This is a genomic window from Sphaerisporangium sp. NPDC005288 (genome assembly GCF_040607475.1).
Classification (GTDB): domain Bacteria; phylum Actinomycetota; class Actinomycetes; order Streptosporangiales; family Streptosporangiaceae; genus Sphaerisporangium; species Sphaerisporangium rhizosphaerae.
The window spans coordinates 287097-309850 of record NZ_JBEXGT010000002.1; the positions used below are offsets into that span (position 1 = coordinate 287097).

Annotated in this window: 22 protein-coding genes; 11 read left to right on the plus strand and 11 right to left on the minus strand. The window is 72.1% G+C overall.

From position 1 onward, the window contains the following. Positions 1–56: 56 nt before the first annotated feature. On the minus strand, positions 57–1745 hold the full coding sequence (gene treS, locus ABZU32_RS03180; RefSeq protein WP_354841727.1) for a maltose alpha-D-glucosyltransferase: 1689 nt from the start codon (positions 1743–1745) through the stop codon (positions 57–59). Between the two features lie 304 nt (positions 1746–2049). After that, positions 2050–3789, minus strand: coding sequence for an asparagine synthase C-terminal domain-containing protein (locus ABZU32_RS03185; RefSeq protein WP_354916414.1), 1740 nt, complete (start codon positions 3787–3789; stop codon positions 2050–2052). 114 nt (positions 3790–3903) lie between these two features. Between ABZU32_RS03185 and ABZU32_RS03190 the strand changes: the two genes are divergently transcribed. Continuing rightward, a complete protein-coding gene (locus ABZU32_RS03190; protein WP_354916417.1) occupies positions 3904–6078 on the plus strand; it encodes a hypothetical protein in 2175 nt (724 codons plus the stop codon). A gap of 324 nt (positions 6079–6402) precedes the next feature. Here ABZU32_RS03190 and ABZU32_RS03195 read toward each other — a convergent pair whose 3' ends face one another. Then, complete coding sequence (locus ABZU32_RS03195; protein ID WP_354916420.1) at positions 6403–7035, minus strand: Uma2 family endonuclease; 633 nt, start codon at positions 7033–7035, stop codon at positions 6403–6405. Between the two features lie 181 nt (positions 7036–7216). Between ABZU32_RS03195 and ABZU32_RS03200 the strand changes: the two genes are divergently transcribed. The 4 genes from ABZU32_RS03200 (at position 7217) to ABZU32_RS03215 (ending at position 9364) form a co-directional block, all read left to right on the plus strand. Continuing rightward, entirely contained in the window at positions 7217–7558 is a 342-nt protein-coding gene (locus tag ABZU32_RS03200; RefSeq protein ID WP_354916423.1) for a VOC family protein, read from the plus strand. A gap of 176 nt (positions 7559–7734) precedes the next feature. Beyond that, positions 7735–8163 carry a hypothetical protein gene (locus tag ABZU32_RS03205; RefSeq protein WP_354841745.1) on the plus strand — a complete coding sequence of 143 codons (429 nt, stop codon included), beginning with the start codon at positions 7735–7737 and terminating at the stop codon, positions 8161–8163. After that, positions 8157–8390: a helix-turn-helix transcriptional regulator gene (locus ABZU32_RS03210; RefSeq protein WP_354916427.1), complete on the plus strand. Its 234-nt coding sequence runs from the start codon at positions 8157–8159 to the stop codon at positions 8388–8390. Before ABZU32_RS03205 ends, ABZU32_RS03210 begins: the two co-directional genes overlap by 7 nt. Further along, positions 8387–9364: an NAD(P)-dependent alcohol dehydrogenase gene (locus ABZU32_RS03215; protein WP_354841750.1), complete on the plus strand. Its 978-nt coding sequence runs from the start codon at positions 8387–8389 to the stop codon at positions 9362–9364. The genes ABZU32_RS03210 and ABZU32_RS03215 overlap by 4 nt, the downstream gene beginning before the upstream one ends. A gap of 45 nt (positions 9365–9409) precedes the next feature. On the opposite strand, the gene ABZU32_RS03220 is transcribed toward ABZU32_RS03215, so the two are convergent. After that, a complete protein-coding gene (locus ABZU32_RS03220) occupies positions 9410–9757 on the minus strand; it encodes a VOC family protein (RefSeq protein WP_354916632.1) in 348 nt (115 codons plus the stop codon). Between the two features lie 47 nt (positions 9758–9804). Here ABZU32_RS03220 and ABZU32_RS03225 point away from each other — a divergent pair, with 47 nt between their 5' ends. After that, positions 9805–10500: a transcriptional regulator gene (locus tag ABZU32_RS03225; RefSeq protein ID WP_354916430.1), complete on the plus strand. Its 696-nt coding sequence runs from the start codon at positions 9805–9807 to the stop codon at positions 10498–10500. A gap of 51 nt (positions 10501–10551) precedes the next feature. Here ABZU32_RS03225 and ABZU32_RS03230 read toward each other — a convergent pair whose 3' ends face one another. The 6 genes from ABZU32_RS03230 to ABZU32_RS03255 all read right to left on the minus strand — a co-directional run bounded on the left by ABZU32_RS03230 (position 10552) and on the right by ABZU32_RS03255 (position 17930). After that, complete coding sequence (locus ABZU32_RS03230) at positions 10552–10860, minus strand: helix-turn-helix transcriptional regulator (protein ID WP_354916433.1); 309 nt, start codon at positions 10858–10860, stop codon at positions 10552–10554. Between the two features lie 214 nt (positions 10861–11074). Further along, positions 11075–14758: a S8 family serine peptidase gene (locus ABZU32_RS03235; protein ID WP_354916435.1), complete on the minus strand. Its 3684-nt coding sequence runs from the start codon at positions 14756–14758 to the stop codon at positions 11075–11077. A gap of 283 nt (positions 14759–15041) precedes the next feature. Beyond that, the gene (locus tag ABZU32_RS03240; RefSeq protein ID WP_354916438.1) at positions 15042–15470 is read right to left on the minus strand and encodes a VOC family protein; all 429 of its coding nucleotides are present in this window, start codon (positions 15468–15470) and stop codon (positions 15042–15044) included. Between the two features lie 61 nt (positions 15471–15531). Beyond that, positions 15532–16497, minus strand: coding sequence for a hypothetical protein (locus tag ABZU32_RS03245; RefSeq protein ID WP_354916441.1), 966 nt, complete (start codon positions 16495–16497; stop codon positions 15532–15534). Between the two features lie 221 nt (positions 16498–16718). Further along, on the minus strand, positions 16719–16925 hold the full coding sequence (locus ABZU32_RS03250) for an SDR family oxidoreductase (RefSeq protein WP_354916443.1): 207 nt from the start codon (positions 16923–16925) through the stop codon (positions 16719–16721). Positions 16926–16970: 45 nt separating this feature from the next. Then, positions 16971–17930: an NADP-dependent oxidoreductase gene (locus tag ABZU32_RS03255; RefSeq protein ID WP_354916446.1), complete on the minus strand. Its 960-nt coding sequence runs from the start codon at positions 17928–17930 to the stop codon at positions 16971–16973. Positions 17931–18089: 159 nt separating this feature from the next. Between ABZU32_RS03255 and ABZU32_RS03260 the strand changes: the two genes are divergently transcribed. Both ABZU32_RS03260 and ABZU32_RS03265 read left to right on the plus strand, forming a co-directional pair. Further along, the gene (locus ABZU32_RS03260) at positions 18090–18473 is read left to right on the plus strand and encodes a helix-turn-helix domain-containing protein (protein ID WP_354916449.1); all 384 of its coding nucleotides are present in this window, start codon (positions 18090–18092) and stop codon (positions 18471–18473) included. A 145-nt stretch (positions 18474–18618) separates the two neighbouring features. Next, a complete protein-coding gene (locus ABZU32_RS03265) occupies positions 18619–19140 on the plus strand; it encodes an SRPBCC domain-containing protein (protein ID WP_354916453.1) in 522 nt (173 codons plus the stop codon). A gap of 16 nt (positions 19141–19156) precedes the next feature. Here the strand turns inward: ABZU32_RS03265 and ABZU32_RS03270 are convergent, their stop codons facing one another. Next, positions 19157–19423 (minus strand): YciI family protein, encoded by a 267-nt coding sequence (locus ABZU32_RS03270; protein WP_354916456.1) that lies wholly within the window; start codon positions 19421–19423, stop codon positions 19157–19159. 138 nt (positions 19424–19561) lie between these two features. On the opposite strand from ABZU32_RS03270, the gene ABZU32_RS03275 reads away from it, so the two are divergent. Genes ABZU32_RS03275 through ABZU32_RS03285 form a run of 3 tightly spaced genes read left to right on the plus strand, consistent with a single transcriptional unit; the run spans position 19562 to position 22732 of the window. Further along, entirely contained in the window at positions 19562–20245 is a 684-nt protein-coding gene (locus tag ABZU32_RS03275; protein ID WP_354916459.1) for a Crp/Fnr family transcriptional regulator, read from the plus strand. Between the two features lie 16 nt (positions 20246–20261). Beyond that, on the plus strand, positions 20262–21824 hold the full coding sequence (locus ABZU32_RS03280) for a phosphotransferase (protein ID WP_354916462.1): 1563 nt from the start codon (positions 20262–20264) through the stop codon (positions 21822–21824). Between the two features lie 5 nt (positions 21825–21829). Then, positions 21830–22732 (plus strand): hypothetical protein, encoded by a 903-nt coding sequence (locus tag ABZU32_RS03285; protein ID WP_354916466.1) that lies wholly within the window; start codon positions 21830–21832, stop codon positions 22730–22732. The last annotated feature ends 22 nt before the right edge of the window (positions 22733–22754 follow it).

Here is a 22754-nt window from a genome sequence, read left to right on the forward strand (position 1 = left end):
CCGCCTCGGAGTGGGAGAAGCCGTCGGCGCTTCCCCCACTCTTCCAGGGCCGTCTTCTAGGGGCGGGTGAGCGAGAACCAGTAGAAGCCGTGCCCGGGCAGCGTCAGCAGGTAGGGCAGCTCGCCGATGACCGGGAAGCTGACCCCGCCGCGGCACTCGACCGGCGTCATGCCCGTGAACCGGCGCAGGTCCAGCTCGACCGGCTGAGGGTGCTTGGAGAGGTTGTTCACGCACAGCATGCGGTCGTCGCCCTCCTCGCGGACGAAGGCCAGCACGCTGTAGTTCGGCGACCACAGCTCGGTGTAGGCGCCGGTGCCGAACACCGGGTGCTCCCGCCGCACCGCCAGCATCTTCCTGGTGAAGTGCAGCAGCGACGAGCCGCTCTTCATCTGGGCCTCGACGTTGACGGCCTGGTAGCCGTAGATCGGGTCCATGACGGCCGGCAGGTACAGCCGTCCGGGGTCACCGCCGGAGAAGCCGGCGTTGCGGTCGGGGCTCCACTGCATCGGCGTGCGGACCGAGTCGCGGTCCTCCAGCCAGATGTTGTCGCCCATGCCGATCTCGTCGCCGTAGTACATGACGGGGGAGCCCGGCATGGACAGCAGCAGCGCGGTGAACAGTTCGATCTGGTCGCGGTCGTTCTCCAGCAGCGGCGCGAGGCGGCGGCGGATGCCCAGGTAGGCGCGCATGCGCGGGTCCTTGGCGTACTCCGCGTGCATGTAGTCGCGCTCTTCCTCGGTCACCGTCTCGAGGGTCAACTCGTCGTGGTTGCGGAGGAAGATGCCCCACTGGGCGTTCTCCGGGAGCTTGGGGGTGCGCGACATGATCTCGGAGATCGGCTCGCGCGACTCGCGGCGCACCGCCATGAAGATGCGCGGCATCAGCGGGAAGTGGAAGGCCATGTGGCACTCGTCACCGCCGGTCGTCGGGTCGCCGAAGTACTCCACGACGTCCTCGGGCCAGCCGTTGGCCTCGGCCAGCAGCACCCGGTCGGGGTACAGGCGGTCCACCTCGGCCCTGACGCGCTTGAGGTAGATGTGGGTCTCGGGCAGGCCGGAGCAGGCCGTGCCCTCGCGCTCGAACAGGTAGGGCACCGCGTCCAGGCGGAAGCCGTCGATGCCCAGGTCGAGCCAGAACCGCAGGACCTCCAGCATGGCGTCCTGGACGGCGGGGTTCTCGTAGTTCAGGTCGGGCTGGTGGTGGAAGAACCGGTGCCAGTAGTACTGCCCGCGCACCGGGTCGTAGGTCCAGTTGGACTCCTCGGCCCCGACGAAGATGATCGGCGCGTCGGGGTAGCGCGTGGGGTCGTCCGACCAGACGTAGAAGTCGCCGTAGGGGCCGGTGGGGTCGTGCCGGGACGCCTGGAACCAGGGGTGCTTGTCGCTGGTGTGGTTCATCACCAGGTCGGTGATGATGCGCAGGCCCCGCTTGTGCGCCTGCTCGATCAACTCCACGAAGTCGGCCAGGTCGCCGAACTCCTGGAGGATCTTCATGTAGTCGGCGATGTCATAGCCGCCGTCGCGCAGCGGCGACTCGTACAGCGGCAACAGCCACAGGCAATCGACGCCCAGCCACTGCAGGTAGTCGAGTTTCTCGATCAACCCGCGCAGGTCGCCGGTGCCGTCGCCGTTGGAGTCGCGGAAGCCGCGGACCAGCACTTCGTAGAAGACGGCTCTCTTGTACCACTGGGGGTCGGATGAGATGAAGTCTTCGGAAACGGATTCCGGGCATGGTGAAGCGCTCATAGGTATCGCTCGCATCAAGGGAGTAGGGCGGTACAACACAGGGGCTCGCGCCGACGGAGCCGTCATCCCTGCGGCTCCCGCCCGACGCCGTCACCGAAGGGGTGGCTCGGTGCTCAGCGTGTTTCGGCGCTGTTTCGCCGAAGACTAGCAGGCCATTAGGGTCCCTCGGAGTCGATCAGTGGAGGTCACCCAGCGTGCCAACCGCGTAATCGACCGCACTCCCTCGAATGCTCGCGTATTTCGGCCGCCACCCTCCGTGTCCCCGCTGATGGGACGCGGAATTCGCCGGTATTGGTGAAACGGTTCACAATGTCTGCGCCCACGGTGGCGTGAGGTCGCCCAGCGCGTCCTCGTAGTCGGTCAGCCAGGAACCGAAAAGCACCAATCCACGGAGCCAGAACCGCGAGTTCCACGACCCGAACGCCGTCAGGGCGTCCGGGCCCCGCTCGACCGCCTCCAGCATCGGGCCCGACATCAGCCCCGGCACCGTCGCGGCCTTCACCAGCATGCGGTGGTTCCACTCGCGCGCGGCCGGGCCGTTCGAGCGCAGCGGCACCCGCCGGTGCGGCAGCGCCCCGTTGGTCGACGGCAGGGCGGCGACCCGCCGGTTGGCCGCCGTCAGGATCTCCCGGTAGAACCGCCCGCCCTCCTTGCGGTCCACCGGCACCGACAGGGCGGCGTCGAAGAGCTCCGGGTGCAGGAACGGGAAGACAGGAGTGATCTCCGGGCCCACCAGGTTCACCGGGGAACGGGCGATGCCCCGCGCGGTGCGGGTGTGCAGCACGCTCAGCGGCAGCTCCGAGCGGTGCCCGCGCAGCATGGACGTCGCCTGGCCGAACGCCGCGCCCACCCGGTCGTCCACGAAGGCCAGCGCCCGGTCCGACAGCATCGGGACGTGCGGCTCGCCGGTCGCCAGCGCCGACAGCAGGGCGGCCTGCCGGTCGGCCGAGGTGCCCGCTCCCACGGCGTCGGCGGTGATGAGGAAGTTCTTCATCAGCGGCCCGCCCGCCAGCCCGTCCACGACCGCCCGTCCCGCCTGGTGCACCTCGCGGGCGAAGGGGGAGTACCAGGCGTGGTGGCTGGTCAGGTACTCCAGTCTGCGCGCCGCCCACCGCGCCTCGCCGGGGTAGGCCGCGGCGTCCTGCGGGACGACCCGGTGCGGGATGCCGAGCTCGCGGGTGACGTGGCGGGCGAAGTCGATGTCGTTGTCCAGCCCGTCGTCCGGGCTCGTCGTCCAGGACACCACGTCCATCTTGCGGGCCACCGCCACCGAGGCGAGCAGCCGCGAGTCGTACCCGCCGCTCACCGGCACCAGCAGCGGCCGGTCGTCGAAGGGCTTGAGCGCCTCGTGCAGCAGCGCGACGATGTCCCCTCCGGTGACGCCCCGGTCGAAGGGCTCCTCGCGCACCCAGCGGGGGGCGCGCCTGTCCACGCCGATCCTGCGCGCGGAGCGGGACCACACCAGGGCGGTCGCGCCGGGCAGCCGCCTGACCTGCCGGTAGGGGGTGTCCTCCAGCAGCGGATAGGTCAGCTTGAAGATGGCCGCCCAGGCGTCCCAGTTCACCTCGTGCGGCCGGCGGGCCAGGGCCAGCAGCGGCTCGATGTTGCCCGCGAAGTAGACCGCGTCGCCCTCCGGGCCCGGCTCGGTCAGGTAGTACACGTCGATCAGCCCGAAGGCGCCGGTGTGCAGGGTCACCGTGTCGGGCTCGTCGATCAGGCCGGGCGTCTCCCACGTCTCGGCCACCGCCCACCACGGCATGGCGCCGGACGGCCGGCCCTCCGCCCACGCGAACCGCGCCCCGCCGCTCGCCGGGTGTCCGGAGGCGGCGTCCTGGCCGTCGTCATGGTCGGTTGGCGGTTTCGGCGGGGCCGCGTAGGGGGCCACGGGGGCCGAGCTCAGCAGGGCGGCCCCGGCGGCCCGGTAGACCTCGCGCACGGCCGGGCCCGCGCCGGCGAGCAGTCGCAGCCGGTCGGGGTCGTAGGCGCCGATGGCGCCGCAGACGTACGGCCGCGCGGCGTACTCCGGCCACTTCCCGTTGCGCACTGTGACGTCTCCCCTCAGCGAGTACCTGCCGAGTGTACGGACTTGCGGCGGTTCGAGATGGTCGGGCCGGATCTGCGATTATTCTTGCTCGACGTCTGGGGACACGGTGATGGCATGAGTGAAGAGTTGGAGAGCACCCGTCGGGCCCTCGAAGCGGCCGTGGCGGCGGCTTCGGGCGCGGCCGAGCTCACCCGCCTGCTGGCCGACTACCAGGAACGGCTCGCCCGCGCCGCCGTCTCGGAGGCCGAGGCGCTCACCCGCCTGCGCGAGACCGAGGCCAGGCTGAAGACCGCCGAGCGGCAGGTCGCCCAGCTCGCCAAGAACCTCGCCGAGCAGCGGTACCAGACCGAGGTCGCCCAGTGGCGCCTTGAGTCGGTGCAGGCCAGCCGGTGGTCCAAGCTCGGCGACGCCATCCACACCAAGAACCCCGGCGAGGTCGCCCGCACCCTGCGCGCCCCCGTCGGCAAGCGGCCCGCGCCCAGGCGCTCCGACTTCGCCCCCACCCCGCCCGCCGTCGAAACCGCGCCGGTGGCGGCCGTCACGCCGCAGACCGCCGGCCCCGAGGTCTCCACGGCGATGGCCGAGGGCTTCGTCGTGCCCAAGGGCCCGCTGACCCGGCCGTACCTGACCGTCGCCGCCATCGTGGACCGGCAGTCCGAGGCCCTGTTCCGGTACGAGTGGCGGCAGGTCACCAACTTCGGCCCGGACAACTGGCAGGCCATGCTCGACCAGCACCGGCCGCACCTGCTGTTCGTCGAGTCCGTCCAGGCCGGGCCGCGCCAGGGCAACGGCGGCCGGTGGCTGGAGGAGCTCGCCGGGCGCTCCCGCGGGCTGCGCGACCTGGTCGAGGAGTGCTCCCGCAGGGGCATCCGCACGATCTTCTGGCACTCCGCCGGCCCCGTCTCGACCGCCGTCCCGATGGCCTCCTACTTCGACCACGTGCTCGCCACCTCCGAGGCCAGGGCGCGCGAATGGCGCGCCGCGCTGCGCCACGACCGCGTCGGCATCCTGCCGCACGCCGTGCAGCCGCGGGTCCACAACCAGATCTCCGCCGCCGAGGGACGGCACGGGGTAGGCCTGCTCGGCACGGCCACGCAGGCCGCGGAGGTGCCGCCGGAGGCCGGGTGGCGGCCGCTGGTCACCCCCAAGGCCACCTACGACGACCTGCTGACGGCCTACCGCTCCGTCTCGATGGTGCTCGCCGGGCCGGACGCCGACGCGCGGACCGTCGAGGAGGTCTCCGCCTGCGGCACGCCGATCATGCAGCTCACCGCCCCGGTCGACCAGGCGTCACTGCCGGCGGCGCTCGACTCCGTCCGCGACTACCTCGCCGCCGAGGCCGAGTGCGCCTCCGAGGCCCACCTGGCCTGGCGCTCCACCGTGCCGGTGACCCCGCTGCTCGACCCGATCCTGCACACCGCCGGGCTCGCCTCGGTGCGCAACTCCGCCGCCGTCACCGCCATCGCCGCCGTCTTCGGCGCGGCCGAGCTGGACAACCTGCTGGCCCAGCTCGAACGCCAGGCCCACGCCCCCGGTCAGCTCGTCATCGTCACCGACGGCCTGGACACCGCCGTCGTGGAAAAGGCCGTTCGCGACCGCCTCTCCGGCATCCAGCGGTCCGGACGCCCCTTCGGCGACCCCCCGGTGACCGGCTCTCCCGAGACGGCGCACTCGCCCGGAAAGACGGACCTGTCCGAGACGGCCCACTCGCTCGGCAAGGCGGGCCTGTCCGAGACGGCCAACTCGCCCGGGAAGGGTGGCCTGTCCGGGGTGGCCGGCTCGCCGGGATTCGAGGATCTGATCGTCCGTGCGGCCGGCTCGCCCCTGACCCGGGGCGCCGCGCTCGACCGCGCACTGCGCCTGGCGGACGGCGACCTGGTGGCCGTCCTGGACCCCCGCGACCTGTACGGCGAGCACTACCTGGCCGACCTGTCGCGGTACTTCGCCGCCGTCGACGCCGAGATCGTCGGCAAGGCCTCCTTCTACGCGCACATCGCCGACACCGGCGCCACCCTGCTGCGCCAGCCCGGAGCCGAGCACCGCTTCCTGCCCGAACTCGGCGGCGCCACCCTGCTCGCCCGCCGTCCCGCCCTGGTCGAGCTCGGCATCGCCGACATGTCAGAGGAATGGGACGAGGTCCTCATGCGGCAGTGCCGCACCGACGGCGTCCGCGTCTACTCCGCCGACCGCTACTCCTACCTCTGCCGCCGCCCCTCCACCGAAGGCCGCCTCCTCACCTCCGCCCACTTCGAAGGCTACGTCCAACCCCACCCCCTGGCCCTGATCTAGCCGCTTCCAGGCATACGGTCCTCGCCGACGCGCGCTGCGCGCACTCCGGCTCGGCCTGTGTTCCCCAGGGGGCTCCGCCCCCTTCGACCCCCGATCGAAGGGCTCCGCCCCTCGAGCTCCCCCGACCGGGCGCCTGTGAGGCGGATCCGCGCTCCGCTCGCATGGCGTCATGCTGGGCCTTGGGAGGATCGACGTGTGCTGTAACCCGTGCGTCGGAGTTCAGTGCCGCCGCCGGCGGTCGCGGCAGGGGCGACGGTCGGCGGAGTTCCGCCCTCTTCGAAGGCTACGTCCAACCCCAGGCGGGTACGGTCGTCGTCCTGGTGTTCAGAACTGGAGGTCCGTCCAGTTGATGACCATGGGGATGGGGTTGGTCACCCTAGGAGCCTCGCCGAACTCGGACTCGTCCTTCATGAAGGTGCCGACGTGCTTGTACAGCATGGCCGCGGGGTCCAGGCGGTAGCGTTCGATGATCGATACGCCCGTTCGGTCCAGGCGGACGATCCAGTAGTGGGGAATACCTGCTTTGGCGTACTCACCCAGCTTGTCGGTCGTGTCCTGAGTCTCCGATCCGGGAGACACGATCTCCACGACCAGCAGAGCATGGTCGGCGCGCAGCCGTTCGCCCCGCTCTCTGTCGAGGCACCTGTAGAGCGCGACGTCAGGCCGCCGATTGAGCAGTGGCAGATCACGCAGGCGTAGATCCACATCATTGTTCACGGTCAGGCACTCGTAGCCCGCGTCCATCGCGGATTTGGCGTGACGTTCCAGCAGGTTGGCCAATCGCCTGCCGGCGGTCTGGTGATCAGGCGTCGGCGCCGCGCAGTAGACCACGTAGCCGTCGACGATCTCTATGGCTCGGGCGATCTCTTCGGGCACCGCGTCGTACTCTTCAGCGGTGACCCGCGCTGGTTGCGGGCGGATGCTGAGAAGCCAACTGTCATCCGGCAGGGCTGTCATCCGGCGTCTCCTCGTCACTGTCCGCGTCTGACGACGCAAGACTACGGTTACGGCCGGCGCTGCGCTCTGTGACGGACGACGACCCCGCTTCCGCGTCGCTCCGCCGCGAAGCAGGGACCGCCGAGTTCGGCCGTGATCCTCAGGGGGACGGAGTGTCGTAGTCGGTTCGTACCATCGCGGCATGGCTCTCGACTTGTTCGCCGGAATCCCGGTCACCCACTACGCGGCGGCGCTGGAGTGGTACGAGCGACTGCTGGGCTCCCCGCCGGCGTTCTTCCCGAACGACACCGAGGCCGTGTGGGAACTGGCGGAACATCGCTACGTGTACATCGAGGCCCGCCCGGAGCACGCCGGGCACGCCAGGAACACGCTGTTCGTCGGCGACCTCGACGCGCGCGTCGCCCAGATCGCCGGACGAGGGCTCGATCCCACGGCCCGGGAGACCTACTCCAACGGTGTCCGCAAGATCACCTATCGCGACCCGGACGGCAACGAAACAGCCTTCGGCGGCGCCTCCACCTGAGCGACCGGACCACCGGGCGGCGGGGCGAGACGCTCTCGGCGAGTCGCCATCCTTGCGACTTTTCACGCACCTGCCAGGGTCGGTGCGGGTCTCGTATGTAAAAAATTCTGTACATGAAGTCTAGGATGGCTTACATTGGAGGTGTCAAAGATTCTTAACATCTGGGAGGGCTGATCATGACGCTCGAGGAGAAGCGCGCGTGGATCCGGTTGTTCGCCGCCGTGATCTCGTACGCCGTGTACCTGGTCATCGTGCTGGGACGCGTGGACGGGCGCGCCTTACCCGACGTGCCCTACGCCACCGTCCTGCTGTGGACGGTGGGCGCGAGCATCGCCGGGGCGATCGTGGCCGAGATCGTCCTCGGCGCCCTGACGCCGGGCGCGTCACGCGCCAAGGACGTGCGCGACCGCGAGATCGGCCACCGCGGTGACCACATCGGCCAGTCGTTCGTCGTCATCGGCGGGGTCGCGGCGATGCTCATGGCGATGGCCGGATGGCATCAGTTCTGGATCGCCAACGTCATCTACCTCTGCTTCACCCTCTCGGCCGTCCTCGGCAACATCGCCAAGATCGGCCTGTACCGCGGGGGTTTCCCCCAATGGTGAAGGCGACCCGTGTCACCAACCGCATCCGCGCGCTGCGCTTCGAGCACGGCGAGATGACTCAGGCCCAGCTCGCCGAGCGCATCGGCGTGACGCGGCAGACCATCCTCGCCATCGAGCAGGGCCGCTACTCGCCGTCCCTGGAGATGGCGTTCCTAATCGCGCGGGTGTTCGGCGTTCCGCTCGACGACGTGTTCCAGTACCCCGACTCTCCGGAGGAGATGTCATGAAGGCGATCACCCAGGACGTGTACGGCTCGGCCGACGTGCTGGAACTGCGTGACATCGACCGCCCGTCGCCCGCCGGGGACGAGGTGCTCGTCCAGGTGCGTGCCGCCGGCGTGGACCCGGGCGTGTGGGTCTGCATGACGGGCAGGCCCTACGCCGCGCGTGCGGCGTTCGGGCTGCGCGCCCCCAAGGTCGGGGTGCGGGGTCTCGCCGTGGCCGGGGTGGTGACGGCGGCCGGTTCCGGCGTCACCCGATTCCGGCCCGGACAGGAGGTGTTCGGCACCTGCCGCAGCGGCTCGTTCGCCGAGTACGCGACCGCCAGTTGCGGACGGCTGGCCGCCAAGCCGCCGGGCATGTCGTTCGAGCAGGCGGCGGCGGTGCCCATCTCGGGGATGACGGCACTGCAGGGTGTGCGCGACGCCGCCGCCGTGCGACCGGGGCAGCGGGTGATGGTCATCGGCGCGGCGGGCGGCATCGGGTCGTTCGCGGTGCAGATCGCCAAGGCGTTCGGCGCGCGGGTGACCGGCGTGTGCGGCGCCTCGAAGGCCGACCTGGTCCGCTCCCTGGGCGCCGACGACGTCATCGACTACACGCGTGAGGAGGTCGACCGCGACGGCCCGCGGTACGACGCCATCATCGACACCGCCGGATGCCGGCCGCTGTCGCTGCTGTGCCGCGCCCTCACCGCGCGCGGGACGCTCGTGCTGGCCGGCGGCGGCCACGACGCCGGCGGGCTGCTGGGCGGCTACACGCGTCAGCTCCGCGCGCCGCTGGCGTCGGTGTTCACCCGCCGGCGGTTACGCGGCCTGATCTCCAAGGAGCGCGCCGAGGACCTCGCGGAGCTGGCACGTCTCATCGAGTCCGGCGCGGTCACCCCGGTCATCGACCGCACCTACCCCCTCCCCGGCGCGCCCGACGCCATCCGCTACCTCGCCCAGGGGCATCCGGCGGGGAAGGTCGTGGTCACCGTCCCCTGATCGCCGGCCCGTGACGATCACTGCGCTTGGTGGAGCCCGCCGGGGTCAGGCTCCGGCGCCGGGCAGTGTCTCCGACAACTCGGACATGTTGCCCCACGGGTCGCGGAAGAACGCCAGGCGGCGGCTGATCTCCTCCACCACGAACGGTTCGCCGACCAGGTCGACGCCCCGGCGGGCCAACTCCGCACGAGTCTGGTCGACGCTGTCGACGTGGAGGCACACGTGCTGGTAGCCGCCGTGCCTCAAGCTCACTTCCAGGTCGTCGAGGACCTCTTTGGGGAACTGGACCGGCCCCGCGAGGATCTCGACATGGAAGTCGTCGTCGTTCGGCGGGCTCAGGTAGGCCAGGCGAAGCCCGCCGTACGGCCACTCGTGCAGGACGCGGAAGTCCAGTTTCTCGGTTGACCGGCATCGGCATGACGAACTCCTGGAGCCTTCGAGTGAGGGAGGCCCTCCACCTTGATCCGCTGGAGCGGCGGCACCTGTTCGACCTGGTTAGGACCGCCTCTGGGCCCGCCGTCGATCTCGGCTCGGCCGAACGCCCACGAGCCCGGCCCGCGCTGCGCATGATGCTCGACGCCCTCGATCCCGTTCCCGCCGTGCTCCACGGTCCCTGTCTGGACGTCGTCGCGATCAACCGCATGGGCAAGGTCCTGCTGGACGACTTCACGGCTCCGGACGTCGGCCGCAACATGCTCCGCTGGATGTTCCTCAACCCCAAGGCCCGGCAGGTCTACCCGGACTGGGCGACCATCGCCGAGCAGATGGTCGCGATCCTGCGCGTCACCGCCGGTCAGGGCATGCACGACCCGTACCTCGGCCGGTTGGTCGACGACCTCGGCGGCCGGTCGCCGGAGTTCGCCCGATTCTGGGCGGACTACAGGGTCTACCAGCACACCCACGGGACGAAACGCATGCACCACCCACAGGTGGGCATCATGACTCTCAACTACGAGTCGCTGGTTCCGCCGACGGACCCGGGCATGTGGCTGATCCTCTACTCGGCGGCCACCGGCTCCCCCTCAGAGGACAAACTCAGGTCCCTCTCAGAATGGGCTGCCACCCACGACCCGCCCCCCCGCGGCCGAGCCACCCCCGCCGAACCTCCCCACGCGAACGAGCAGTCGGCCCCCTGACTCCTCACGCGACCGCCGGACACCGGACTGGGACGCTCGGTCCTCGCGCGCTCAGGCTGCGTGCGCCTCGAAGGACACCGAGCCCACATCATGGCCCGAGGTCAAGCGGACATCGGCGTTCAGTGCCGCGGCAAGCCTTCGCAGCAGAGGTACCGTCGGTGCTGTACCGCCCTCTTCGATGCACTCGATCGCATCTTGCGTCATGCCGACTCGCTGGGCCAGTTCCACCGTACTGAGGCCCAATGCCAGGCGTCGGTCATACAGGGCCTTCCCGAAAGCCATCGCCTCGCGGATCGCGATCCGCTCGGGGTCTTCGGGCGGATCTTCAGGACGCACCCAGCGGGTGTGGTAACCACCCATCAGACCTGCCTCTCTTACGTCTCGGGTACCGCCCCCGGTGGTGGCCTTCGCGCAGTCTCCGGGCAATGCCTCCCGCTCCGCGATGACCTCCCGCGGCCCATGGTGGCGAAGCGTGATCGAATCTTTGCTCTCTGTTCGTCCGGGCCGAAGGACCGGATGGCGGGTGCCAGGGCCCGCCCTCTGGAGGAGGGCGGGCCCTAACTGGGTCGAGGCGTCAGTGGAGGCCGGTGGCTCGGGTGATGGTCTGGGTGACGGCGTTGCCGGCGGAGTCTTTCGCGCCGGCTCTGAGGGACATGAAGGACGCGGTCCTGGGGGCGGACAGGCGGTACCGGCCGTCGTGGTCGCAGGTGACGCGGTGCCAGGTCCTGCCGTCGTCGTAGGACAGGTCCAGGGTGACCGGGCCGATGCGCCCGGCTCCGGCGGCGCGCGGCAGTGCGGTGGCGGAGACGGACAGCGTGGCGTTACGCGCCGCCCTGCCGGCGTCGTCGGTGGCGATCTCGTAGTCGAGCTGGATCAGCGGCAGGACCGCCTGGGCGTCCTGCTGCGCGGGGGCCTGCGAGGTGAAGGTCCAGTCGGTGTGGGTGGTGGAGGAGTACGGGCTGAACGCCGCGTCGCGGCTGTTGTCCACGACGAGCCGGTAGGGCAGCAGGCCGTCCGCGGGCGCCGTCCCGCCGACGACGGTGCCCGTCCCCTGAGCCAGCCGGGTCTCGCCCTGGTAGAGGGTGAGGGTCTGCCGGCTGAGCTGGTAGTCCATGGACATGCCGACGTGGTCGGCGCCGCCGTAGCCGGGGACGTCCAGGCTGAGCCAGTTCCCGCTGCGGCTGGGAAGCTTGTAGTTGTCGTTGAGGTGGGGACGCTCGATCGGCTTGAACCACTCCTGCGACCGGGTGCTGCCCGGCCGGTAGGTGGCCCGAGGCTCGATCTCGTAGATCAGCCCGTCGACGTACGCCTCCTGTCCCCAGGCGTTCGCGGCGCCGGTGGAGACCCAGTCGACGCGCCGCCCCTTGACCGGTTCGCGCATGGTGGTGCCGATGCCCCACTCGGAGTAGGACGGCCAGTCGAAGCGGTACTCGCCGCCTCCCCGCTCCGGGCCGGGGCCGGCGAAGGTGACGTCCACTCTGGCCAGGTTCTTCGGACCGCCCTGCACGACCAGGTCGGAGGGGATCTCGTTGTGCCAGGTGCGCATGAGGTCGTACACGTACGGGCTGACCGGCCGCGAGTCGACCGTGAGCGTCGCCCTGCCGTCGCGGACCTGCTGGATGAGCCTGTCCCCTTCGTCGGTGCTGAGCAGCGCGACGTCGATCGGGGCCGGGGTGAGCGGATCGGCGTTGTAGGGACGGACGCGCCGTCCCGGCTCGTCGTTGCGGACGAGCAGGAGTTTCGCGCCCGCGCGCGCGGCGGCCGCCGCCTGGTCGGCGTCGGCGACCGCGCTGGTGCGGCGCACCACCACGGCCTTGCCGCGCGCGTCGAGGCCGGCGTAGTCCGCGCTCGCGCCGTCACCGGCGTAGACGGCGGGCAGCTTGTAGCGGCCCTCGGGCAGCGGGGTGACCGAGTCCTGCCGCAGCACGTCGGTGAAGTCGGTCGTACGGCTGGAGACGCTCAGCGCGGGCAGTTCCTTGCGCCACCGGGCGGCCAGGTAGAAGTCGCCGTGGGTGACCTCGTCGGTCGTCGGCTGGGCCCAGAGGCTGTCGTAGCTGGTCTGGACCTCCATGTAGTCGCGCCACGACCAGCCGCCCATGGAGCGGAAGTACTCAAGGCGCTGGTAGGTCACCTCCGCCTTCTGCGGGGTGGTCATGTCCACCCGGCGGATCTTCCCCGCGTCGAGGGTGACGGTGGTGTCCTGGTCCATCTTGACCTCGGGGTCGCCGAGCAGCGCCATGCCCTGCGAGCTCGGGCCGTGCACGCCCTGGACGGCCTTGAAGGCCAGCACCGAGTACACGTCGTTGGGCAGGTACGTCTCGGCCGTGCCGGATTCGTCGATGATCCAGAACTCGGGGAGGTCCTGGCCCGACCTGAGAAGCTGGACCACCCCCGGCATCGGCTCGCCGTGCGCGTCCTTGAGGACCATGGTGAGCTTGTGGGCCACGTCGCCCAGGGACACGGCGGTGTGCGCGGCCACGTGCCCGTCCGGGCCGGTCGCCAGCACCTGGCCGCTGTAGCGCTCGTCGCCGCTCGCCCGCGAGCCGTCGATCGTGACCGTGACCGCGGCGGTTCCGTGCGCGGGCACGACCACCCGGCCGGCCGACAGCCGGAACATGCCATCGGGGGCGCTCGGCGCCGCGACGGCGAGATCGAGGGTGACCGGGGTCGCGGTGGTGTTGGTGTAGGTCACCGGACGGTCCACCGCGCCGGATGCCCCGGCCTTCACCTGCCCGGCGAAGGCGGTGGCCGAGGCGAAGACGCCCGCCTGCGCGGCCGCCGCGACGTCCAGCCGGCCGCTGCCGCCCTGGAACGCGTCGTACGACGGGGTCGGCCGGGAGGTGCTGGTGAGCAGGTCCTTCAACTGGCGGCCGTCCAGCTCCGGGTGGGCGGCGGCCAGCAGGGCCGCGGCGCCCGCCGCGTGCGGCGTGGCCATGGAGGTCCCGCTGAGCGTCTGGTAGTCGCCCTCACCCTCGGAGGCGTACCGCGAACGCGCCGCGAGGACGTCGACGCCGGGGGCGGTGATCTCGGGCTTCAGGGCCCCGTCGCCGACGCGCGGACCCTGGCTGGAGAAGGACGCCACCGCGTCGGTGGAGTCGACCGCGCCGACGGTCAGCGCCGCGTCCGCCGCTCCGGGGCCGCTGATGCTGTAAGGGGCGCCGGTGTTGCCGGCGGCGACCACGAACAGCGCTCCGGTCTGGGCGCTGAGGCGGTCGACCGCCGCGCTCAGCGGGTCGGTGCCGTCGGAGGGGACGTCCGAGCCGAGGCTCATGTTGATCACCTTGGCGTGCTGGTCGACCGCGGCCCACTCCATGCCGGCCAGCACCCAGGAGTCCATCCCCGAGCCGCCGTTGGACAGCACCTTGCCGATGTGGAGCTCGGCGCCGGGCGCCACGCCCTTCTCCCGGCCGTCGGAGGCGGCACCCGTCCCGGCCACGGTGGAGGCGACATGCGTGCCGTGCCCGTTGTGGTCCTCCGCGTCCTCCTCCGGCACGAAGCTGCGTGTGGCGGCCAGGCGGCCGGCCAGGTCGGGGTGGCCGGTGTCGACGCCGGTGTCCAGGACGGCGACGTCCACGCCCTGCCCGGTGTCACCGCCCGCCCACACCTCGGGGGCGCCGATCTGGGCGGTGGTGTCGGCGAGATCGGCCTTCACCACGCCGTCCAGCCAGATGCGCGTGATGCCGCCGGCGAAGGGCGAGCTCGCACGCGCGGCCTTGGGGGCGGCGGTGACCGCACTCCAGAAGTCGGCCGAGCGGGCGCGGTCCTGCGAGAGCGCGGCGCCCTGGACGCCGGCGAGGTCCCGCACCCGGGTGGCGCCCGGGGGCGGGCCGCTCGCGCGAAGACCGGAGGCGTCCTGCGCGTAGGCGACGATCAGCGGCAACCGCGGCCGGTGCGCGTCGTCGTAGCCGTCGGCGACCAGGTCGGTGATGTTGAACAGCCGCCGGTCCAGGATTCCGCCGGCCACGTACGGAAGGGCGGACTCGGGGTAGACGTAGAGGTCGCCCCCCGACTCCGTGACCCGGGCCTGCGCGGGGGACCCGCCGGGCCCGCGGACGACGACCGTGCCGCCGGACCGTCCAGGCTCCGGGGACGGGCGGGTGGTGACGACGTCCCCGGTGATCAGCGTGACCGAGTGGGTGCCCGGCGGCACACCCTCGGAGACCGTGCCGGTGGGGGAGGAGGGGGCGCGGGAGGCGTCCGCCGAAGCGGTGACCGGGCTCGACAGCGCCAGAACGGACACGGCGGCGATCGCCGACACGCTCCAGCGTCGATGTGGTTGTTTCAAGGGGGTCCCTGCAGTTGATCAACAGTGCGGGGACGATTGTCTCTAATGACCAGGCATCACACCATATGTGGATAATGCCGGATTTTTCGGCGTTTCCTCCCAAGTTCCCCGGGTGTCAGTCGGACAGGCGTGACGCCGGTTCGGCCCGGCGCGGTCGGCATGGTCCTCCTCGACGGCCATGGGGCCATTGCATCGAGATCACGCACGACGACGGGCGACAGGTCTCCGCCGGAGGGCGCGAGCGTCGACGGGCGGCTCAGGTGACCTGGAGGGAGCCGTCGTCGTTGAAGGGGGAGGCGCCCCAGGCGACCTCCCACAGGTAGCCGTCGGGGTCGGTGAAGTAGCCGGAGTAGCCGCCCCAGAAGGTGTCCTCCGCCGGTTTGACGATCTCGGCGCCGGCGGCTGCGGCGAGGGCCAGCACCTCGTCGACCTGGTGGCGCTCGCGGACGTTGTGCGCCAGGGTGATGCCGGAGAACTTCGACCGCGGCACCTCCCAGCCTGGGCCGACGTCCTTGGCCAGCTCGTCGTACGGGAAGAGCGCGAGCGTCGCCCCCGAGGTCCGGAAGAAGACGATGCCCTCTTCGGGCGTGCGGCTCGTCGGCAGGCCCAGGCCGTCCTTGTAGAACCGGTGGGACCGCGCGAGGTCGGCGACGCCGAGGGTGATGAGAGAGATCCGGGCTTCCATGCCCCGCAGTATGCCCACCGCCACCGACAACTCCGCCCCCGGGCGGTGCTCGCCCGCCTCGTCACTCGGAGGGGAGGAGGTATCGCCAGGAGAGGGCGTAGGTGTGGTCGTGGTGGTCGCGGTAGAGGGGCCAGGCGCCCTTCTTGGGGTCGCGGTGGACGAGGCGCACCACGGCGCGGGCCTTCGCGCCGGACAGGTGCCTGATGGCGATCGACTCGTTCGTGGCCGAGGGCTGGGGGACGGGACCCGGCCACGGCGCGCCGCTCTCGCCCGGACGAGGCTGAGCCACCAGCAGGACCCGGCCGGCGGTGTAGGGCGACGAGGTGCGGGCCACCCGGGCCGCAAGGCCGTTCATCGTGTCGAGCGCGCGGTAGAGGGCGGCCGGATAGCCGTGCTGGGAGCGGGTCTCCTGCAGGGCGTAGGCGGTGACCGACCGCATGGTGCCGCCGCTGCGGACCGCCAGCACCGTCGTCATGGCGTCGGAGACGCGCGGGCCCGCGGTGGGGGACGGGGTGGCGGCCTGGCCGCCGAGATCGCGGCGAAGGGTGCGCACCAGGGCGGTCACCTCGGCCGGCTTCACGGTCACCCGCCGCTCGGCGCCGGCGACCACCAGTCCGTCGCCGTAGACCGCGATCTTGGGTGGGGTGAGGTCCCTGCGGGTGCCCGCGAACCCTCCGAACGACTCCCACTGCGCCACCAGCCGGCGGGGCCGGCCCTTGTAGTCGATGGAGGCGGCGTCCCGGCCGCCGGTCGAGGAAGATCCGCCGGTCCTGGAGGCGCCGACGGTGCCTGAAGTGCCGGTGGCCGCGGCAGAGCCGTCCGGGGGAGAGGGGGACCCGCCCTGCGGGCCGTCCGCGGGGTACGGCGCTGATGAGCGCGGGGCGGCGGGTGTGGGGACGGCACTGGCGGCGGCTCCGGTCGTGGTGGCGCCGCATCCGGCGAGGGCCGCCGCCAGGAGGGCGGCCGGCAGGGCCGCCGAGAGGGCGGCCGGTATGACGGACGCCGTTCTCGTGAGCGGGCATCTCATCGCGACCACTCCTTGTCCCCGGCTCCAGGCACGAGGCTATCGCGGCGGCGCCGAGGGGTCCTCTGTCTCCCCGGCCAGATCGCGACCCGCGCCCGCCGGTTCTCCCACACGCCCGGGCTTCCCGGGCGGTTCACGAAACGACGCCGGTCGCTCCCCGCCGCTCTTCCGCTTCTCCCGGAAAGACGGCTCCGCGCTTCAGCGGCGGACGGCGGATGTCCCCGTCAGCCCGCGGTCATTCCCCCGTCGATCGCGAGCGCGGCTCCGGTGATGAATCGCGCTTCGTCGCTCAGCAGGAACGCCGCGAGCGCCGCGATCTCCTCGGGTCGGGCGATCCGTCCGGCCGGGTGCATCGCGCCGGCCGCGCGCAGCGAGTCCTCCGGCGAGGGGCCCATGTTGGCGATGACCTTCTCCGCGAAACGTGCGGACATGGTGGAACTCCTTTGTCGGTGAGAGCCGGTGAGAGTCGGTGGAGGTCAGAAGGTGAGCACGAGCCGGCCGCGGACACCGCCGGCCTCCAGCGACCGGTGCGCGTCGGAGGCCTGGGCGGCGGGGAGGGTCGCCGCGACCCTCGGGGTCAGCACACCCGACTCGGCGAGCCGGCGGATCTGGTGCAGCTTGTCGGTCCGCCCCGCGTAGTCGGGGACGAACACCGCCCGCACGGAGACCGCGCCGCCGTCGTCGAACCGGTGCCCGCCGGGTTCGTCACCGCTGCGGAACCGGGCGTAGGCGCCACCGTTGCGTACGGCGCCCAGCAAGCGAGGGCCTATCAGCGCCGGGTCCGCCACGGCGTCCACGCCATCGGGATGCCGGGCTCGGATGCGTTCGGCGACATCGGCCCCCCTGGCCACGACGTCGGCCGCGCCGAACCCGCGGACCAGGGCCTCGTCGGCGGGCGCGGCGTCGGCGACCACGGTCAGCCCCGCGTGCCTGCCCAGTTGGACCAGGTATCCGCCGAGGGTGCCGGCGGCCCCGGTGACCGCCAGGACCGAGCCGGGGGCCAGTGCCAGCCGGTCGAGCGCCAGCAGCGCCGTGAGGCCGTTCATCGGCAGCGTCGCGGCCGCCGGATGATCGACGCCCGCCGGTGCGGGGACGACCCAGCCGGCCGGCAGGACCACGTACTCGGCATAGCCGCCCGTGGCCGGCGGCAGTGGATGCACCATCGCCATCACCGGCTCGCCCATGGACAGGCCGGTCCGGGGCCCTGGACCGATCTCGTCGATCACCCCGGCGATGTCCATCCCGAGGACGTAAGGGGCCGGCGTTCCGGCGAACGCCCCCGCGTGCGCGCCGGAGCGCAGCAGTGTGTCCGCGGGGTTCACCGCGGCGGCGTGCACCCGTACCCGGACCTGGCCGGGCCCGGCATGTGGTTCGGTCAGGTCGACGACCCGCAGTACTTCGGGTCCACCGAACTCGTACACCCCGATCGCTCGCAAAGTCCCAGCTCCTTCATGGTTCTCGATGTATACCAGGTCTGTTATTCGTACCGTTGCATCGATGGGGTGAAGGCGGCAAGAAGGCACTTCGCCATGACCTGGTATCGCCGGGAGAACCGTTCAGGAGCGGAACCTGGTACCTCTCGTATACTGCTGGTCATGGCACCTCCGATCCCCGAGGCGGACGAGGCCGCTCTGTCCGAGCACACCCGCCGCGCCTTGATCCGCGACGTGCTCGAACGGATCGGTGACAAGTGGTCGGTCGTGGTCATCTGCCAGCTCGGCGACACCACCCGGCGGTTCAACGAGCTGAGCCGGATGAGCGAACCCATCACCAAACGCATGCTCAGCGCGACACTCCAGGGGCTGGAGCGCGACGGCCTGGTGACGCGGACCGTCTACGACACCAAACCCCCGCGGGTCGACTACGCGCTGACCGCGCGCGGGCACAGCCTGCTCGAGGTCGTCCGCACCCTGGCCGGGTGGGCGGAGGACAACGCCTCCGGCATCCTTGAGTCGAGGACGGCCTACGACGCCCGATGACCCCGGTCACGGGTTCGCCGTGCGGCCGGTCACGGCGGCCGGCATCAGTGGAGATCCGGCCGGTCCACGACAGGTGGGCCGACAAGTACACCGGGCGTCTGGTGACGGCGCTCGTCGATCGCAAGGCGGAACCGGAGGACCGGGCATGACCACCCCCACGCCCGGCGCGGCGGACAGCCAGGTCTACCGCGTCTACATCAAGGCCACCCCCGAGCGCATCTGGGAGGCCATCACCAGGCCCGAGTGGACGGCCCGGTACGGCTACACCGGCCTGGCCGACTACGACCTGCGCCCCGGTGGCGCGTACAAGGTGCGCGCCACCGAGCAGTTCAAGGCGGCGGGCGCGGCCGGCGGCCGGGAGGTCCCCGACGTGGTCATCGAGGGGGAGGTCGTGTCGGCCGACCCGCCACGCAAGCTCGTCACCACCTTCCGCATGCTGATGGACCCCGAGATCGCCGGTGAGCGCGCCACCGTGATCACTCATGAGATCAAGGAACTGCCGGGCGGGGTCTGCTCCCTGACCCTCACCCACGAGCTGGCGGGCGCCCCCAGACTCGCGGCGCTGGTCGCCGGCCAGTGGGAGGACCACGGCGCGGGCGGCGGCCACGCCTGGGTCCTCAGCGAACTCAAGACCCTCCTGGAAACCGGCAGGACCTTCGCCGAGTGAGCGGTCGGCCCCGCCTTCAGGCGGCGGGGCCGACGATCGGCGACCACTCCCGCACGGCCGCCACCCCGACGCCCGGCGTCCGGTAGTACGGGTCGTCGCCGAGGATCTCCGCCAACTCGGCGCGTTCCACGTCGAAGACGAGCAGCGCGCCGGAGTCGTCCGCCCAGGGACCGGCGGCCACCAGCCGGCCTTCCTGGTGCAGGCGGAGAAGGAGGGAGCGGTGCGCGGCACGGGCGGCCAGACGCTCGGGGGCGGGGGTGAAGGCGAGTTCGACGATCATCATGCGCCCGACGGTAGGTTCTCGGTGATGACTCGGTCTGTATCACCCGATACGCCGGAATCCGATACGCCGGAACCCGCTGCGGCATCGGCCGGAACGGCCGCGCCCGACACCGCCGGCGGATGGCGCTCCCTGGGCGGCGTGCCGCTGCTGTCCGGGGTGGCGGACGACCGGTTGCGCGAACTCTGGAACGTCTCGGTGACACGCCGCCACCCCGCCGGCGAGACGTTGCGCGACACGGGGGACCCGGCCACGCACCTGTTGCTCCTGCTGCGCGGGCGGGTGGCGGCCACGGCCACCGCCCGCTCGGGACGGGTGGTCCGCTTCGGCGAGTGGGGCGGGCCCTGCGCTCTGGACAAGGTGGCCGTGATCGACGGCCGCGGGCACACCGCCACCCTCACCGCGCTCACCCCGTGCACCGTCCGGAGCCTTCCGCGAGACCGCTTCCTGGCACTGGTGGACGACGCGCCCTCCGTCCGCGGACACGTGCTGCGCGTCCTCGCCGCCCATGCCCGGCACCGCCAGGAGCAGTTCGCGACCACGGCGACGCTTTCCGCCGAGGCCAGGCTGGCGGCCTGGCTGCTGGACCGGGCCGCCTCGGCGGGGGAGGGCGGCATCGTCACGCTGCCCGGCACCCGGCAGGTCATGGCCGACCTGCTGGGGGTCACGCGGGTGACGGTCAGCCGGGCCCTTTCCCGGCTCCGCCGCGATGGACTGATCGGGGTCCACGGCAGGACGGTCGCCATCCTCGCCCCCGAGCTCCTCGCGCTGCGTGCCGATGGACGGCTCCGTACCGCGATATTCGGTCGCCGGCCGGGCGGGTGACGGTCAGACTGGCCGGATGGGACGGACGGTCAGCGCGTGGGTGACCTCGGGCGAGGAGGTTCTCGGCCTGGCCGGGCCCTTCTCCATGGACATCCCCTGGTGGGCGGAGGTCGAGCAGTTGCTCGGCCACCTGCGGCGGATGCTCGAGGCCGAGGTGGCGGTGCTGCGCCTGCTCCGGGTCGAGGGCGGCGAGGGTGGCCGTGACGGCCACGCCGTCTACCACGCCGAGGCACTGGAGCGACCGGCGCGCCTCCCGGCGGCGGAGCGGCCCGTGCACGTCGAGGCGCCGGAGTCACCTGAGCGCGTGCAGCCGTCGGAGCGGCCCGCCGGTGCGGAGCGCGAGTGGGTGCCCGGTGTCGAGGCCCGGCGGCGTACAGGGCGTGACGTGACGCCGGTTTTGGCGTCGAGGTCGGTCGCGGCGTCGAGGTCGGGGTCGGGATGGGAGTCGGGATCGGAGTCTGGGTCGGGGTCGAGGTCGGAGTCGGGGTGGGTACGGGAAGATCTCGCCGCCATCGCCGGGAATCACGAACTGCGCGCGCCGTGGGCACGGGCCGAGGGGCTGCGCGAGGCGTTCGCCTGGGCCGCGGACGCGCTGGCGCGCGCCGGTCGTCCCCTGAACGGGCCGATCCGGCAGCGCCGCACCTGGAACCTGGCCGGGCTGTTCCGCCTGCCCACCGATCGGGGGCCGGTCTGGCTGAAGACCACCCCCCGATTCGCCGCCGACGAGGCCGCCGTGATCGCCGCGTTCGCCCGCCACGACCCCGGCCTGGTCCCCGCCGTTATCGCGGCGGACCGGGGACGCGTCCTGCTGGACCACGTGCCCGGTGAGGACTGCTGGGACGCCGGTGAGGACGTCGTCACCAGCGCGGTGGCCCGTCTGGTCGCCGCGCAGGCGGCCCTCGCCCGGGAGGCCCTCGCCCGGGAGCCTCGCGCCGGGGAAACCCGCGCCGGGGAGGACCGCGCCGGTGATGCGGCAGGGCCTTCACGGGTCGCCTGGGACGACCGGCTCGTTCTCGACGACCGGCGCGGGCCGGTGGTCGCCGGGCTGGTGCGCGACCTGCTCGCGGGAGACGTGGGCCGCGAGCTGACCGCCGAGGAGGTCAGCCGCGCGCTGGAGCTGGTCGAACGCTGGCCGCTGCTCGCCGAGTGCGGCCTGCCCGCCACGATCGTGCACGGCGACTTCCACCCGGGGAACCTGCGCGGAGACGGCGGCCCGCCACGCGTCCTGGACTTCGCGGACGCGCACTTCGGCGATCCGGTGCTGGACGGGCTGCGCATCCGCGACTTCCTGCCGCGGGCCGCACGCCCGGCCGCCGCCCGGGCGTGGGCGGACGCGTGGGCGTCGGAGGTGCCCGGGTGTGATCCGGCCAGGGCGCTGGCCCTCGCCGAGCCGCTGGCGCACCTGGTCTATGCCGTGCGCTACCAGGAGTTCCTGGACGGCATCGAGCCGTCCGAGCGCGTCTACCACCTCGGCGACCCGGCCGCGGTGATCCGCAAGGCGCTGCGCCTGGCGGCGGCGCCCGCCGCGGACGCCCCGGCGGCGGTGGCGGGGAGCGCCGGTGGCTGCCCCGTAGCCTGAGCTCTGTGCGACCTATCGTGGCAGCGCTGCGTGCCGTGCTCGGCACTCCACCCGTGCCTGAAGGGTCCTGGGAGCGCGAGGCGGTGTACGTCTCGACGGCGGCGCTCCGGCGGGCGGCGGGGCGGCCCGTGCCGGCGGTGGCGGAGGAACTGGCGGCGCGGCTGCGGTCGGTGCCGGGCGTGCGGGCGGTCCAGGCCCGGCCGAACGGCTTCCTGGTGATCGAGCTGGCGGTGCCCGGGATGATCGTCCCGGAGATCCTGGCGGAGCCGCCGCCCCCGGCGCCTGCGCACGGCGGTCCGCTGACGGCGCCGTGGCCGGACCGGCCGCGCGGCTGGAGCAATCCCGGCTTCGCCGTCCGGTACGCCTACGTGCGCGCGGGCTCCGTCCAGCGCTGGGCCCGCGACCTCGGCCTGGGCGCCGCCCTGTGGCCGGAGCCGGGCCTTGCGGTGGCGTCCGATGCCGCAGTGTCCGATGCGGCGATGTCCGACGCTGGAGCGTCCGATGCGGAGGCGTCCGATACGGGGGCGTCCGACGCTGGAGCACCCGATGCGGGGGCGTCCGAGGAGAGTCAGGCGGAGCCGGGCCTTGCGGGGGTGCCGGGGGAAAGTCAGGGGGCGCCGGCGGCTTTCCGGGGTGAGTCGCTCGACGATCGGCGTGACCGGGCGGTGCTGCGGGTGCTGGCGGAGCTGCCGAGCAGGCGGGCGGGGCGCGACTCCGGCCGGCCGGCGTACCTGGAACGGCTGGCGTGGGCCTACCACGAAGCGTTCGAGCACGCTCCGGCGATCCCGATGGGCGACCAGGCGCCGACCGGCACGCATGTCGCGCGCCTGTGGATGGCGCGGGCCGTCCGCAAGGTGCTCGGGGAGGAGCTCACGGAACTCGGGCAGACCCTGCCGGGCAAAATATGACTAAAAGCGGCAAATGGCCGGA

What these genes read in the sequence shown, in the direction of transcription:
- ABZU32_RS03190 (WP_354916417.1), top strand. Translation starts at nt 3,904, where the DNA reads ATGAGTGAAGAGTTGGAGAGCACCCGTCGGGCCCTCGAAGCGGCCGTG.
- treS (WP_354841727.1), bottom strand. Translation starts at nt 1,745, where the DNA reads ATGAGCGCTTCACCATGCCCGGAATCCGTTTCCGAAGACTTCATCTCA.
- ABZU32_RS03280 (WP_354916462.1), top strand. Translation starts at nt 20,262, where the DNA reads ATGGGACGGACGGTCAGCGCGTGGGTGACCTCGGGCGAGGAGGTTCTC.
- ABZU32_RS03230 (WP_354916433.1), bottom strand. Translation starts at nt 10,860, where the DNA reads ATGGGTGGTTACCACACCCGCTGGGTGCGTCCTGAAGATCCGCCCGAA.
- ABZU32_RS03265 (WP_354916453.1), top strand. Translation starts at nt 18,619, where the DNA reads ATGACCACCCCCACGCCCGGCGCGGCGGACAGCCAGGTCTACCGCGTC.
- ABZU32_RS03270 (WP_354916456.1), bottom strand. Translation starts at nt 19,423, where the DNA reads ATGATGATCGTCGAACTCGCCTTCACCCCCGCCCCCGAGCGTCTGGCC.
- ABZU32_RS03250 (WP_354916443.1), bottom strand. Translation starts at nt 16,925, where the DNA reads ATGTCCGCACGTTTCGCGGAGAAGGTCATCGCCAACATGGGCCCCTCG.
- ABZU32_RS03210 (WP_354916427.1), top strand. Translation starts at nt 8,157, where the DNA reads ATGGTGAAGGCGACCCGTGTCACCAACCGCATCCGCGCGCTGCGCTTC.
- ABZU32_RS03240 (WP_354916438.1), bottom strand. Translation starts at nt 15,470, where the DNA reads ATGGAAGCCCGGATCTCTCTCATCACCCTCGGCGTCGCCGACCTCGCG.
- ABZU32_RS03205 (WP_354841745.1), top strand. Translation starts at nt 7,735, where the DNA reads ATGACGCTCGAGGAGAAGCGCGCGTGGATCCGGTTGTTCGCCGCCGTG.
- ABZU32_RS03260 (WP_354916449.1), top strand. Translation starts at nt 18,090, where the DNA reads ATGGCACCTCCGATCCCCGAGGCGGACGAGGCCGCTCTGTCCGAGCAC.
- ABZU32_RS03195 (WP_354916420.1), bottom strand. Translation starts at nt 7,035, where the DNA reads ATGACAGCCCTGCCGGATGACAGTTGGCTTCTCAGCATCCGCCCGCAA.
- ABZU32_RS03245 (WP_354916441.1), bottom strand. Translation starts at nt 16,497, where the DNA reads ATGAGATGCCCGCTCACGAGAACGGCGTCCGTCATACCGGCCGCCCTC.
- ABZU32_RS03215 (WP_354841750.1), top strand. Translation starts at nt 8,387, where the DNA reads ATGAAGGCGATCACCCAGGACGTGTACGGCTCGGCCGACGTGCTGGAA.
- ABZU32_RS03200 (WP_354916423.1), top strand. Translation starts at nt 7,217, where the DNA reads ATGGCTCTCGACTTGTTCGCCGGAATCCCGGTCACCCACTACGCGGCG.